At 67.1% G+C, this 14,175-nt stretch carries 13 protein-coding genes; 11 read left to right on the forward strand and 2 right to left on the reverse strand.

From position 1 onward, the window contains the following. Positions 1 to 57 precede the first annotated feature (57 nt). Positions 58 to 1,104, forward strand: a complete 1,047-nt coding sequence (locus FCE95_RS09265) for a GGDEF domain-containing protein (RefSeq protein ID WP_137266745.1) — start codon at positions 58 to 60, stop codon at positions 1,102 to 1,104. 33 nt (positions 1,105 to 1,137) lie between these two features. Further along, positions 1,138 to 3,777 carry a putative peptide modification system cyclase gene (locus FCE95_RS09270; protein WP_223266839.1) on the forward strand — a complete coding sequence of 880 codons (2,640 nt, stop codon included), beginning with the start codon at positions 1,138 to 1,140 and terminating at the stop codon, positions 3,775 to 3,777. Here FCE95_RS09270 and FCE95_RS09275 read toward each other — a convergent pair. Next, complete coding sequence (locus tag FCE95_RS09275; protein WP_137266747.1) at positions 3,774 to 4,100, reverse strand: NHLP-related RiPP peptide; 327 nt, start codon at positions 4,098 to 4,100, stop codon at positions 3,774 to 3,776. The two genes, FCE95_RS09270 and FCE95_RS09275, sit on opposite strands and share 4 nt — an antisense overlap. Before the next feature lie 172 nt (positions 4,101 to 4,272). On the opposite strand from FCE95_RS09275, the gene FCE95_RS09280 reads away from it, so the two are divergent. The 9 genes from FCE95_RS09280 (at position 4,273) to FCE95_RS09320 (ending at position 12,085) form a co-directional block, all read left to right on the forward strand. Further along, positions 4,273 to 5,448: a putative peptide maturation dehydrogenase gene (locus FCE95_RS09280; protein WP_137266748.1), complete on the forward strand. Its 1,176-nt coding sequence runs from the start codon at positions 4,273 to 4,275 to the stop codon at positions 5,446 to 5,448. 57 nt (positions 5,449 to 5,505) lie between these two features. Beyond that, entirely contained in the window at positions 5,506 to 5,718 is a 213-nt protein-coding gene (locus tag FCE95_RS09285; protein ID WP_137266749.1) for a hypervirulence associated TUDOR domain-containing protein, read from the forward strand. Positions 5,719 to 5,855: 137 nt separating this feature from the next. Next, positions 5,856 to 7,541: an arginine--tRNA ligase gene (gene argS, locus FCE95_RS09290; protein ID WP_137266750.1), complete on the forward strand. Its 1,686-nt coding sequence runs from the start codon at positions 5,856 to 5,858 to the stop codon at positions 7,539 to 7,541. Between the two features lie 3 nt (positions 7,542 to 7,544). Further along, positions 7,545 to 8,306 carry an SPOR domain-containing protein gene (locus FCE95_RS09295; RefSeq protein ID WP_137266751.1) on the forward strand — a complete coding sequence of 254 codons (762 nt, stop codon included), beginning with the start codon at positions 7,545 to 7,547 and terminating at the stop codon, positions 8,304 to 8,306. 3 nt (positions 8,307 to 8,309) lie between these two features. Next, complete coding sequence (locus tag FCE95_RS09300) at positions 8,310 to 9,176, forward strand: carboxylesterase family protein (RefSeq protein WP_137266752.1); 867 nt, start codon at positions 8,310 to 8,312, stop codon at positions 9,174 to 9,176. A gap of 693 nt (positions 9,177 to 9,869) precedes the next feature. Further along, entirely contained in the window at positions 9,870 to 10,238 is a 369-nt protein-coding gene (locus tag FCE95_RS09305) for a hypothetical protein (RefSeq protein ID WP_137266753.1), read from the forward strand. Between the two features lie 36 nt (positions 10,239 to 10,274). Further along, positions 10,275 to 10,844, forward strand: a complete 570-nt coding sequence (locus tag FCE95_RS09310) for a methyltransferase family protein (RefSeq protein ID WP_137266754.1) — start codon at positions 10,275 to 10,277, stop codon at positions 10,842 to 10,844. Positions 10,845 to 10,872: 28 nt separating this feature from the next. Beyond that, positions 10,873 to 11,301, forward strand: a complete 429-nt coding sequence (locus FCE95_RS09315; RefSeq protein ID WP_137266755.1) for an EamA family transporter — start codon at positions 10,873 to 10,875, stop codon at positions 11,299 to 11,301. Between the two features lie 31 nt (positions 11,302 to 11,332). Then, positions 11,333 to 12,085, forward strand: a complete 753-nt coding sequence (locus tag FCE95_RS09320) for an SDR family NAD(P)-dependent oxidoreductase (protein ID WP_137266756.1) — start codon at positions 11,333 to 11,335, stop codon at positions 12,083 to 12,085. Between the two features lie 72 nt (positions 12,086 to 12,157). Here FCE95_RS09320 and speA read toward each other — a convergent pair whose 3' ends face one another. Then, on the reverse strand, positions 12,158 to 14,047 hold the full coding sequence (gene speA, locus FCE95_RS09325) for an arginine decarboxylase (protein WP_137266757.1): 1,890 nt from the start codon (positions 14,045 to 14,047) through the stop codon (positions 12,158 to 12,160). Positions 14,048 to 14,175: the final 128 nt, after the last annotated feature.

Below are 14,175 nucleotides of genomic sequence, written 5' to 3' on the forward strand. Positions count from 1 at the left end.
CATTCAGGTATCCGGATCGAGTGGTATCCTGAAACCGACGAATCCGGGGGAGCTGGGATGAATCGTCATTCCGTGGTGCCGCCTTCGGCCCGCGCAACGAACGCATTGGATGCAGCCCATCCTGGGGAGATGGGCACGGCCTCGCTCACGGCCGACGAGTACGCCCTGTTCGCGGAGTTCGCTACTCCGCGTCGGGTGACTGCGGGCGAGCGGTTGTTCCATCGCGGCGATCACGGCGCCACCATGTTCGTGGTCGCGCAAGGCACGGTCGATCTGGATTTCGGCGACGACCTTACCGCCAAGTCGCTCGGCCCCGGCGAATTCTTCGGCGAGCTGGCCCTGCTGATCGGCGACCACGCCCGCAGCGCCGGCGCGGTGATGGCCGAAGCCGGCGTGCTGCTGGTGCTGCAGCAAGCCGAGTTCGAGAGCCTGGTCGAGCGCAACCCGCGCATGCTGGCGCAATTCCTGCGCCGCACGATCATGCGCGTCGTGCTCAACGAACAAAGCCTGATCCGGCGCCTGCGCCTGCGCAACGAAGAACTGCAAAGCGCGCTCGACCATCTGCACGCCACCACCCACCAGCTCAACCAGACCGAAGAGCTGATCCGCACCGACGACCTCACCGGCCTGTACAACCGCCGCGGCCTGACTTTGCATCTGCAGGAAAGCCGCGCCATCGGCATGCCGGCGAGCCTCGGACTGCTGCTGGTGGACTGCGACCGCTTCAAGCAGGTCAACGACGAGCACGGCCACTTGGCCGGCGACCGCGTCCTGCAAAGCGTGGCCAACATCCTGCGTTCGGTGGCCGGGCCGGACGACATCCCCTGCCGTTTGGGAGGCGACGAGTTCTGCCTGCTGATCACCGCCGATCAGCCCGAGAAGGTGATGCGCTACGCCGACTTCATCGTCAGCACCACCCAAGGCCTGCTGCAGGTGCCGCAGTCGCCGCCGCACGTTTGCCCGGTCAGCGTGGGCGCCTGCCTGATCGATCCGGCCAGCGATTGGAACGCCTGGTACGCCCAAGCCGATGCGGCCCTTTACCGCGCCAAGAGACTGGGCGGGAACCGCGTCGAATGGCAGGATGGCGATCCGGCCCACGGCTGACCGCCGCCACCGGACTCAAGGATGCAGCCCGCCATGATCCCCGCCGCAGAACCCGCGCAGCCGCCGGCGTCGACGCCGCAGGTCCGCACTCTGCTGCTGACCGATCTGTGCGAGTCGACCACGTTGGTCGAGCGTCTGGGCGACGCGCTCGCCGCGGCGCTGTTCCGCGAACACGATCGCCTCGTCCTGGAATTGCAGCAACGCTGGCGCGGCCGCCTGATCGATCGCTCCGACGGCCTGCTGCTGCTGTTCGAACGCCCCATCGACGGCCTCGGTTTCGCCCTCGACTACATGCGCGGCCTGCACGAGCTGGGACAGGCGCGCAAGCTGCGCCTGCAGGCGCGCGCCGGCCTGCACGTGGGCGAGGTGCTGACCTGGAAGAACAGCGAAGAGGCCGTCCGCGCCGGCGCCAAGTCGCTGGAAGTGGAAGGCCTGGCCAAGCCCCTGGCGGCGCGCTTGATGACTTTGGCGCGGCCCGGCCAGATCCTGCTCTCGGCGGTGGCCGAGCCGATGAGCCATCGCGCGGCCGGCGAACTGGGCGAGCGCGGCAAGCATCTGGTTTGGAAATCCTACGGGCGCTGGCGCTTCAAAGGCGTGCCGAACGCGCAAGAGATCTTCGAAGTCGGCGAGCCCGGCTTGGCCGCATTGCGCATGCCCAAGCATACGGCCAAGGCCTGGCGCGATATTCCGCTGTGGCGGCGGCCGGTGGCGCTGGCCGCCGAGGTGCTGATCATGATCGGCATCGGCACCGGCGCCTGGTTCATGACGCGCTCGCCGCCGGCGATCGCGTTCAACGAGCGCGACTGGGTGGTGGTCGGCGATCTGCGCAACCTGACCGGCCAGCCGGTGCTGGACGAATCGCTGGAGCAGGCGTTCCGGATCAGCCTGGAGCAGTCGCGCTACGTCAACGTGCTCAGCGACTTGAAAGTGCGCGACACGCTGGCGCTGATGAAGCGCAAGCCGGAAGAACCGCTGGATCGCGCCACCGCGTCCGAAGTCGCCCTGCGCGACGGCGCGCGCGCGGTGATCCTGCCGACCGTGGCCGAAGTGGGCGGGCGCGTGCGGGTCAGCGCGGAGGTGATCGATCCGCACACGCAAACCACGGTCTACGCCGAATCGGCCGACGGCGCCGGCGCGGTGTCGGCGCTGAATTCGATCGACAAGGTCACCGCCGACCTGCGCAACAAGCTCGGCGAAGCGATGCGCTCGATCGAGCACGATTCGGCGCCGTTGCCCAACGTCAGCACCGACAATCTGGACGCATTGAAGGCGTACGCGTTGGGCGTGAAGAAGCGCCACGCGGGCGAATCCGGCGAGGCGCTCAATTTCTTCCAGCGCGCCGCGGAACTGGATCCGGACTTCGCCCTGGCCGTGCTCGCCGCGAGCCGCATCTACATGTCGTCGGGCGACATGCCCGCCGCCCATCGCGAGCTGGATCGCGCCGCCAAACTGCGCTCGCATTTGAGCGGACGCGAAAAGCTATTGCTGGACGCTTATCTGGCCCATTTCGGCCCGATCGAGCCACAGCTGCAGCGTTGGCAGCAGATGATCGAGATGTATCCCGACAGCCACGAAGCCCACTTCGCGATGGCGCAGGACAGCGCTTTCTACGCCAACCGCTATCGGCAGGCGATGAAGCACGCGACGGCGGCCGCGGTGCCGCAATTCTCGGGCCAGGCGCCAGCGCAATACCTGCAAGGCATGCTGCTGCTGGCGATGGATCGCTATCCGGAAGCGCAGCGCCTGTTCAAGACTTCGCGCGAAGCGGGATTCAAGGGCGCCGGCTCTTCCTACGGCTACGCCTACGCGGCGCAGCGCGATTACGCCAAGGCCAACGAATTGTTGGCCACGCGCAAGGGCGTCGGCGCGGATACGGAAAACCTGGAAATCCCGTTCAGCGCGATGATGCTCGCCGTCGACCAAGGGCAATGGCAGCAAGCCGAAGCCTCGGCCGATCGCGGCCTGGGCATGGCGATGAAGGCCGAGCCGTTGATCACCACGCCGGAGTGGCGGATCCGCAAGCTGGCCGTGCAGACCCTGGCCGGACGCGAGGCTTCCACGGAGATGCAACAGCGCTTGCTGCGCGAAATCGCCCAACTGCGCGCCGAAGCGGCCAAGACCGACGCGGTTTATCCCAATCTCAGCGAAACCATGTCCTTCGGCGCCGGCTATCTGGGCGCGCGCTTGGATTCGCTGCCGGTGGTCGAGGCGGCTTTAGCCGCGGCTTCGGCCGAGGGCATCGCTGGTTATCCGCTGCTGATCCAGATGCGCCAAGTGCTGCTGGCCGAGCAGGAACGCCTGCAGGGCAAGCCGAAGCGGGCGGTCGCGCGCTTGAAGGTGTGGGCCGGGCGCGAAGATGCGGCGTTCGCCGTGCATTCGGCGCTGATGCGCGCCGCGCGCGCCGACGGCGATTGGACCTTGGCCTTGCGCGAGGCGAAGTGGATGGCCTCGCACCGCGGCCGCGCCTATATGGAAGGCACGGCGGCGGGCTTGCCGAGCGTGGTCAATGTGGCCGACACCACTCTGGCCCGGCTCGATGCGGCCGAAATCCTGGCCAAGACGGACCGCAAGAAAGAAGCCGAAACCGAACTCTCGGCTTTCCGCGCGGCGTGGCCGGTCGCGCAACTGCCGGAAAGCCTGCGCCGCCGGTCGGCGGCGCTATCGGGGGCTTAGTCCGAGCTGAGCAGCTCGGGCGGGCACATGAAACCCTGGATCATCGCCAGGGTGGACTCCAGCTTGGCGCGCTGCGCGGCGATGTCCTCCTTGCTCGCCAGCGAGGCGCCGGCTTGCATCTGCAGGCAGGTGCCGGCCGAAGCGGCGGCGCTCAAACCGGTCCTCAAGGTATCCGAAGGCGCGCGGTGGCCGGCCTCGGCCAGCGCCGCGGAGGCGTCTCTCTGGAACAGCTCGCGGAAATCGTCGTCGGTGGTGAGCCGATCGAGCAGCGTCTTGATCACTTTCGGATCCAGCGGAGCCGGACCATTGCCCTTGGTTGCCATGCACGTTCCCCTTCGTGTTGAGAGACAACACGGTGGACGCTACCCGTGTCGCAGGACCACAACAAGCCCCAACGAGGATTTTAGCGGGATTGCGGCCACCCGGGCGGAGCGGCCTTGCTGGCGCCGGCGCGCGGGCCTAGAGTCGCCTCGCCATATCAAGTGCGGGGATGGAATGCGGATTCGACGTTGCGCCGTGTTGTGGCTGGAGCCGCGCGAGGTCGCCCATTTCGAATTGGAAGACCTGCTGAAAGGCGGCACCGGGGTGGTCGGCGAGATGCGCTGGCATGCGCATGCGCCGCATCTGCCCGAGCCGCTGCCGGTGGACGCGCAGGACGCGGCCTGGCTCGGCGAATTCAGCCCGAGCGATTGGATGGACGGCGATCGTGCGCGCGAACGCATCGGCGCGGCGCGGCTGGAGGCGTGGTTGCGCGCTGGCCTTCTGATCGGCGACGGCGACGATTTCGCCGAACGGCGGCAGGCCGACGAACGTTTCCGCGCCCAGCATTGGCATGGCCTGGCCTCGGTCTGGCACGCCGCATCGCGCTGGGAAGGCTTGGACGCCGCTGGCGAAGTGGCCGAAGCCGGCATGGACAGCGCGCAAGGCTTGCGCGCGAAATTCGGCGCGCCGCCGCCGGCGCTGCACGATCGCGGCGAAGCCGCGCAACGCATCGCCCTGCCGCGCGTCGCGCGCACGCCGCTCGACGATTTGTTCGACGCGAGAAGTTCCTGCCGCAACTTCGACACCGCGCGCGCATTGCCGCAAGCGCCGTTCGCGCACGTGCTGGAACGCGTGTTCGGCGCGCGCGGGCAGGTGCGCGCGGCGGACGATTTCGACGTGCTGAAGAAGACCAGCCCGTCCGGAGGCGCGCTGCATCCCACCGAGGCTTATCTGATCGTGCGGCGCGTGGAAGGCGTCGCGCCGGGCTTGTACCACTACCGCGCCGGCGACCACGCGTTGCAGCCGCTGCCTTCGCCGCAGGATTTGGACCGCTTCGCCTGGCTCGCGGTGGCCGGCCAGCAATGGTTCGCCGACGCGCACGTGCTGATCGCGCTGGCGCCGCGCTTCGCCCGCAATTATTGGAAATACCGCAATCACGCCAAGGCCTATCGCGTGGCCATCCTCGATGTCGGCCACCTGTCGCAGTCCTTGTTCCTGACCGCGACCGAGTTCGGCCTGGGCGCCTTCGTCACCGCGGCGATCAACGAAGTGGACATCGAACGAGCCTTCGGACTGACCGGCTATGTCGACGGCCCGCTCGCCGTCTGCGGCTTCGGCTTGCGCGCCAATAAGATGGCCACTTCCGAATTCGATCCCAACCGCAAGATCTGGCCGCGCGCCGGACGCTGACGGCGCGTCGACGCCGCCGGGCCTAATCTCGGCGCGGGTCGAACTCGCGGAGGGCGCGTGGCGCGCTACCGGATCGGCGATCACGTCAGCTGGAATTCGGAAGCCGGGCGCGTGCGCGGCCGGATCGTGCGCATCCGTACCCGCGATTTCGACTACAAAGGCCATACCCGGCACGCCACGCCGGAAGACCCGCAGTACGAGATCAAGAGCGACAAGACCGATCATGTCGCCGCGCACCGGGGGAGCGTTTTGCGCAAACTGCGTTCGTAGTTCGTAGCCCGGGTAAAGGGCGCAGGCCGCACCCGAGACAGGACGCGGAGTATCCCGGGTGCGGCCTGCGCCCTTTACCCGGGCTACGGGTCCGCGGCCGAAGTACAATGTCCGGCCCAAAATTCCCCTGGAATTCCGTGAAAGCCCCGCTCCGCGCCCTGATCGACCAGGGCATCGCCGCCCTGCGCGCTGCCGGCACCCTGCCTGCGGACGCCGCCCCCGATTTCGTGGTCGAACGGCCCAAAGACCGCAGCCACGGCGACTTCGCCAGCAATGCCGCGATGCTGCTGGCCAAGGCGGCGCGGACCAACCCGCGCGCGTTGGCGCAGCAATTGGTCGAAGCGCTGCCGGCTTCGCCGGACATCGCCAAGGTCGAGATCGCCGGCCCGGGCTTCATCAATTTCCATCTGTCGGCGGCGGCCTACCAGCGCGAAGTGGCCAAAGCCATCGCCGACGGCGCGAACTACGGCCGCAACGCCTCCGGCAAGGGCGTGCGCGCCGGCGTGGAATACGTTTCCGCCAATCCCACCGGCCCGCTGCACGTCGGCCACGGCCGCGCGGCGGCGATCGGCGACTGCATCGCTCGCGTGCTGGCCGCCAACGGTTGGGACGTGATGCGCGAGTTCTACTACAACGACGCCGGCGCGCAGATCGACAATCTCGCCAAGTCGGTGCAGGCGCGCGCGAAGGGCCTGGGTCCGGACGACGCTTCGTGGCCGCAGGACGGCTATCGCGGCGACTACATCAAGGACGTTGCGACCGCCTATCTGAACGGCGAAACGGTCGAATTCGAAAACCATTCGGAAACCGGCGCCAGAAACGCCGACGATCTCGACGCGATCCGCCGCTTCGCCGTCGCCTATCTGCGCCGCGAGCAAAACTTGGATCTGGCCGCGTTCGGCGTGGGCTTCGACGTCTACTTCCTGGAATCCTCCCTGTACGCCAACGACAAGGTCGAGGAAACCGTGCGCGAGCTGATCGCCCACGGCCACACCTACGAGGAAGGCGGCGCGCTGTGGCTGCGCACCACCGACTTCGGCGACGACAAAGACCGCGTCATGCGCAAGTCCGACGGCAGCTATACCTATTTCGTGCCGGACGTGGCCTACCACCGCTCGAAATGGCAGCGCGGCTACAAGCGCGCCATCACCGAACTCGGCGCCGACCACCACGGCTCGCTGATGCGGGTGAAGGCCGGCCTGCAGGCGCTGGACGCCGGCATCCCGGCCGGCTATCCGGAATACGTGCTGCACCAAATGGTCACCGTGATGCGCGGCGGCGAAGAAGTGAAGCTGAGCAAGCGCGCCGGCAGCTATTTCACTCTGCGCGATCTGATCGAGGAGGCCGGCCGCGACGCGACCCGCTGGTTCCTGATCGCGCGCAAGCCCGATTCGCAGCTCACTTTCGATATTGACCTGGCGCGCCAGCAGAGCAACGACAATCCGGTGTTCTACGTGCAGTACGCGCACGCCCGGGTGTGCAGCCTGATGCGCCAAGCGGCCGAAAAAGACCTGGCCTACGACCAGGCCAACGGCTTGGCGAACCTGAACCTGCTCGACGACGAGTCTTCGCAGGCCTTGCTGGTCGAGCTGTCGCGCTACGCCGAAACCGTGGAAAGCGCGGCCGACACGCTGGAACCGCATCTGGTCTCGATTTATCTGCGCGATTTGGCGAACGCCTTCCACACCTGGTACCACGCCACGCCGGTGCTGGTGGACAATGCAGCGGTCCGCGACGCACGATTGGCGCTGAGCGCGGCGACGCGCCAGGTATTGGCGAACGGTTTGGATTTGTTGGGCGTGAGCGCCCCGGAGACTATGTAGGACATGGCAGCAAGACGCGGCAAGTCGCAGGCGCGACGCAACAGCGGCAACGGCATTCCCGGCTGGGCATGGATGATCCTGGGCGTGGTGCTGACCATCGGCGTGATCCTGGCCGCGCCCAAGCTGCTCAAGTCCGACGGCAAGGACGGCTTCTTCCGGCCCAAGCCCAACCCGGACGCGCAGCCGGCGACGAGCGCTGCGGGCGACAACGACGCGGTGGTGCCGGAAGACGGCGGCAACGAACCCGTCGCCAAGGCCGGCGCCAAACCTGATGCGACGCAGGACGCCGATTACGATTTCTATACGCTGCTGCCGGGCAAGGAAGTGAAGATGTCCGACGCCGAACTCGCCGCCACCGCGCGCGCGGAAGAGGCGCGCCAGCAGCGTGCGGCCGCGGCGCAGAGCAAGCCTGCCGTTGCGGAAGACGCGGCCGATCCGGCCGTGCCGGCGTCCGTACCGGACACGACGCCGGCCACCGCCACCGCTTCCGCGAGCGCGACGCAAACCCCGCCGGCCGCCGCGGTCGACGGCGGCGCGCGCTACATCCTGCAAGCCGGCGCGTTCGGCGCTTCCGGCGACGCCGAGGCGCTGAAGGCGCGGATCGCATTGCTGGGCTTGAACGCGCGCGTCGAATCGGCGGAGATCGGCGGCAAGACCGTCTACCGCGTGCGGATGGGGCCCTACGGCACCGCATCGGAATTGGCCGAAGCGAAAGGCAAGCTCGGCAACGGCGGCTTGCCGGCGATGGCGATCAAGGCGAAATAAATCATGACATCCGCTTTCCGAAAAGCCGCCGCAGGCGGTTTCGCATTCCTGCTGTCCGCTGCGCTCGGCGCCTGCGCGAGCGTCGATACCGGCATCGACCGGATCGGAAGCGCGCCGGTGCTGGATCCCGCGGTGTTGAAATCGCTGCCCGACACCGGCTTCGAGGCCGGCGAATTCCGCGCCAAGAACGACGTGCGCATTCCTTATCGCTGGCTCGCGCCGAATAGCCTGGATCCGGACGACCGCTATCCGCTGGTCGTGGTGATGCACAGCTCCGGCCAGATCGGCGAGGACAACGCCGCGCAGCTGAACGGTTTCGCGCGCACCTGGGCGTCGCCCGAAATCCGCGCGCGTTATCCGGTGTTCGTGCTGGTCCCGCAGTTTCCGACGCGCAGCGCGGAATACGACGATCCGGCCAAGCCGCAACTCGCCCGCGGCACCGCGGCGCTGACCGCGGCGTTGGAAGCGGTGGACGCTTTCGTGGCCGAGCATCCGGTCGACCGGCGCCGCATCTACGTCACCGGCTTCTCGATGGGCGGCTCGGCGAGCTGGCTCTCGCCGCTGCTGCGTCCCGATCTGTTCGCCGCGGCCGTGCCGATGTCGGGCATCGCGCCGAGCCGCGAATCCGCTTCGCGCCTGACCGGTTTGCCGATCCTGGCGCTGCACGGCGACGCCGACACCGAAAACCCGATCGACTCGGACCGCGCCATGATCGCCGCGATCCGCGCCGCCGGCGGCGAACGCGCGCGCTTGCGCGAATACGCAGGGCTCGATCACCGCGTGGCCGGCGACGTGTTCTTCGGCACTTGGTGGCGCGATTGGATGTTCGACCAGCGGCGGCCGAAGCCGGAAGAGAAGTCGGAAGAGTAATCCGCTTTTTTCTCGAACCAACAAGCTCGCAGGGCTCGAACAACATGACCGTCGTCCCAGCGCAAGCTGGGACCCATTTGCTCTTGCTGTTGCCTTGAACCGTCATTCCCGCGAAGGCGGGCTGCGGAGGCAGGATGCCGGAGCGAACATCGGCGGAGCCGATGGCCCGAAAGGCGCGTCGCAGGAGCGGCGCGTAATCCAGCGATTTTGCTTTTGCTCGTCGCTTTTTTTGCTCCGCTCGTCATCCCGGCGAAAGCCGGGATCCAGGGCATCCTACGAACTGGGAGTTCGCGACGCGACTCGCGACATGGAAAACAGCTTCCGGGCTATCGCCCGGGTTACTTTCTTTGCTGGCACAAAGAAAGTAACCAAAGAAAGTGCCTAAATTCAACGGCGGTGCGTATCGTCGCATTTCTCGATTCGCCGGGCGCTGCAGCTGGACAGCACGCCGACTCCCGGTCTCGGTCCGTAGTTCGATGGCGGCAGTTCGTATTGGCGTCGCTTCGCTGTGTAGTCGCTGGCGGGCCAGGAGTGTAACTACGCAGCAACGGTCGCTTGTTCAGCCGCACTTGGCCGACCTGAAATCCGTCTCATCGGTAGAGATTCTTACTTTGCGACCGCGGTCAAATCCGCATCGCGGCCGTTGAGAAGGCGCGCGCGCAATCTGCTTCCCCGTAAGACAAGGAAGCCGCCATGGTCATCGAAGCCGCTCTCATCAAACCCGTCGTCGACGTGCTGCTGACCCTGTTCAGGCAGGGCGAGAATCTGCAACTGAAAAGCAACGCCGAAGCCGCGGTGCGCGAGGCGATCCGCGAACTGCTGCTCGCCAACCCCGACGAGAACAAGGCCGAGGCGCGGATCGCGGTGGCCAAAGCCGCGGGCATCCTGTCCGAGGACGTGGTGCTGGCCGAAGACATGCTGAAGAAGCATCGCGCCACCAAGACCCGCACCAACGGCAAGGGCTCGACCGGGCGCAGGCGCAAGCCGGTCGAGCCCAAATCCGACAAAGCGCCCGCGGCCGCCAAACCTGCGGCGAAGAAAGCCGCGAAGAAGGCCGCATAGGCGTAGGCTGGGCGGATCGTCGGAAGGTGGCCGCCCATGATCGCCAGCAAACTGTTCGCAGCGCTCTGCTTGGTTTGGTTGGCCAGCGAACTGTGGCTGGGCTGGCGCCGCCGTTCGGGCGACGCCGCGCGCACGCAGGACCGCGGCACGCTGCGTTTGCTGCTGATCACGATCTACGCCTGCGTCGCGCTCGCGGTGTGGCTTTCCTACCGGCCTTGGGCGCGATATCCGCCGGATTTGCGCGCGATCCTGTTCTGGATCGGCATCGTACTGATGGCCGGCGGCATGCTGTTCCGCGGGTGGGCGGTGCGCGTGCTGGCCGACTATTTCACGGTCGACGTGACGATACGGCCCGATCACCAGTTGATCCGCCAAGGCCCTTACCGCTGGTTGCGGCATCCTTCCTACACCGGCGCGCTGGCGACGTTCTACGGCTTCGCGCTGGCGTTGGGGAATGTGTGGTCGCTGGCCGCGATCGTGCTGCCGGTGACCGCGGCTTTCCTGTGGCGCATCCGCATCGAAGAACGAGCGCTGGCGGAAGCCTTCCCGGCGCAATACGCCCAGTATTCGCGCGAGACGCGACGGCTGATTCCTTATGTCTGGTAGCGGCAATCGAACGCCTCCGGAGGCGCGCATGACCTCGCACTGGCTGCTATGGGCCTTGCTGTCGGCCGTGTTCGCGGCATTGACCGCGGTGTTCGCCAAGGCGGGCCTGCAAGAGGTCGACGCCGATTTCGCCACGCTGATACGCACCGGTTTCGTCCTGGCGCTGCTGGCGGCTTTTGTCCTGTTCGCAGGCAAATGGCGCTCCCCGGCGACGCTTGCGCCGGTTACGTGGGGCTGGCTGCTCGCGTCCGCGTTGGCGACCGGCGCGTCGTGGGTCTGCTATTTCCGGGCGCTGAAAATGGGCGAAGCCTCCAAGGTGGCCGCGGTCGACAAATCGAGCTTGCTGCTGGTGGCCGCGTTCGCCTTCTTTTTCCTGCACGAACGCTTGAACCTGCGCGAATGGGTGGGTCTGGCGCTGATGGCGGGCGGCGTGGCGCTGCTGGCCTTCAAACGCTGACCGGGGTCGCGGGCCGCCTTACAATCGCGGCATGGACAAGACCATTTTCATCACCGGCGGCACGTCGGGTTTCGGCGCCGCCATCGCCCGCAAATTCGCCGCCGCCGACTGGAAGGTGGTCGCCACCGGCCGCCGCGCCGAGCGCCTGCAGCCGCTGGTCGAAGAATTCGGCGCGGACCGCATCCATGCGGCCGTTTTCGACATCCGCGATGCGGACGCGATGTCGCAGGCGATCGCCGCGTTGCCGGAAAAATTCCGCGGCATCGACGCGCTGGTCAACAACGCCGGCCTGGCGCTGGGCACCGCGCCGGCGCAGCGCGCGGATCTGGCGCAATGGCGGCAGATGATCGACACCAACGTCACCGCGCTCGCCGCGCTCACGTATGCGCTGCTGCCGACGCTGATCGAGCGCAAAGGCGCCATCGTCAACATCAGCTCGATCGCGGCGACGTATCCCTACACCGGCGGCAACGTCTACGGCGCGACCAAGGCCTTCGTCACCCAGTTCTCCTTGGGTTTGCGCTCCGATCTGCACGGCACCGGCGTGCGGGTGACTTCGATCGAGCCGGGATTGGCGGAAACCGAATTCACCCTGGTTCGCACCTCCGGCGACCGGTCGGCGTCGGACAAGCTCTACGAAGGCGCGCAGCCGATCGTCGCCGAAGACATCGCCGATGCGGTGCACTGGGTGGCGACGCTGCCGCCGCATTTGAACGTCAACCGGCTGGAAGTGATGCCGGTGAGCCAATCGTTCGCGGGATTCCAAATCCACCGCGACGCGTAGCCCGGGTAAGCGAAGCGCACCCGGGGCACGACACGATCCCGGATGCGCTTCGCTTACCCGGGCTACACGCGCTCAAGCGATCGGCGCGTCGTCCAGATACGTGTATCCGGTCAACCCGGCTTCCAGCGCCGCATTCATGCGCTCGGCCTCGTCCGCCGGCAATTTCGCCGCGGCGACCTTGTCGCGATAGGCCTGGCGCAGCGCATCGAGCTTGTAGCCTACGTAATCGAGCATCACGTCGGTCGTGTCGCCGCGGCGCTGCTGCGCGATGGTGTGGCCGTCGCCCTGCACGCGCACTTCGATCGCGTCGGTGTCGCCGAACAGGTTGTGGATGTCGCCCAGGATTTCCTGGTAGGCGCCGACCAGGAAGAAGCCCAGCCGGTAGCTTTCGCCCGGCCGCAGCGCGTGCAGCGGCAGCGAGGTATCCAGGTCTTCGTTCTCGACGTAGGTGTCGATCTTGCCGTCCGAATCGCAGGTGAGGTCGGCGATCACGCCGCGCCGCTCCGGCGCTTCGTTCAGGCGCTCGATCGGCACGATCGGGAACACCTGGTCGATCGCCCACACGTCCGGCATCGATTCGAACACGCTGAAGTTGACGAAATACTTGTCGACCAGGCGCTCGTTGAGCTCGTCCAACAGATCGCGGTGGCTCTTCTCGTCATAGGTCAGGCGCGACTTCACCGCATGGGCGATGGCGTAGAACAAATCGTCGATGCGCGCGCGGTGGGCGAGGTCGATCCGGCCCAGCGCGTACAGAGTCAGGCCTTCGGCATGGAAGTGCTGCGCTTCCTGGAACAGCTCCACCGCCGGGCGCGCGTCGATTTCGCCGTGGATCTCGCGCAGATGGCGGATCACCGCCGGCTCGTCGTCGTGCGCGTCGGGCACGCGGCCTTCCGGCGCGCGCTCCACTTCCGACACGTTGGCGACCAGCACCGCGTGGTGCGCGGTCATCGCGCGGCCGCATTCGGTGACGATGCGGGGCGGCGCCAGGCCGTGCTCCTCGCAAGCCTCGGCCAGCGGCTGCACGATGTTCGACGCGTATTGGGCGATGCCGTAGTTGATCGAGCAGAAACTGCGCGAGCGGGTGCCTTCGTAATCGATGCCCAGGCCGCCGCCGACGTCGACGTGCGAAATCTTCGCGCCCAGCTTCGACAATTCGACGAAATAGCGCGTCGCCTCGCGCATGCCGTTGGCGATGTCGCGGACGTTGGAGATCTGCGAGCCCATGTGGAAATGCAGCAGGCCCAGGCAATCGCCCATGCCGCTGTCGCGCAGCGACTTCCACAAGTCCAGCACCTGGCGCGGGCTGAGCCCGAACTTGGCCTTGTCGCCGCCGCTGTTCTGCCACTTGCCCGCGCCGAGCGAGGCCAGGCGCATGCGCACGCCCAGGCCCGGCTTCACGCCCAGCGCTTTCGCTTCCTCCATCACCAGCGGCAGCTCGGACGGCTTTTCCACCACGATGAAGGTCTGCAAGCCGAGCTTGCGGCCGATCAGCGCCAGGCGGATGTATTCGCGGTCCTTGTAGCCGTTGCAGACGATCAGCCCGCCGGGCCGCGACAGCGCCAGCACCGCCATCAATTCGGGTTTGCTGCCCGCTTCCAGGCCGAAGCCTTCGCCGGCGTGCGAGGCCAGCGTGCCGGCCACGCCGTAATGCTGGTTGACCTTGATCGGATACACGGCGGTGTAGCCGCCTTTGTAGTCCCACTCACCCTGTGCCTGCGCGAACGCGGCCTGCAGCTTGCCCAGGCGGTCGCCGAGGATATCCGGGAAACGCACCAGCACCGGCATATTGGCGCCGGCGGCCATCGCCTCGTTCACCACCTCCGGCAGCGCGATCGTCGGCCCGCGCTCGCCTTGCGGGCGCACGACGATGCGGCCGGCGCCGTCCACGTCGAAATAGCCCTCGGCCCAGTGCGGGATCGAGTAGGTCTTGCGGGCTTGGTCGGGCGACCAGGCGGTCATGGGCGTGGGTCCGGTGAGGCGGCGGGAGCGCGCATTCTAGCGTCTGCGGGCGAACGGACTGTCACGCGGGTTCGTTACAATTCCGCTCCCCAATGCCGTCGCCTCGCGTTTAGCCCTCTCCCGCTTGC

The organism is Luteimonas gilva, assembly GCF_005239095.1.
Lineage (GTDB): Bacteria > Pseudomonadota > Gammaproteobacteria > Xanthomonadales > Xanthomonadaceae > Luteimonas_C > Luteimonas_C gilva.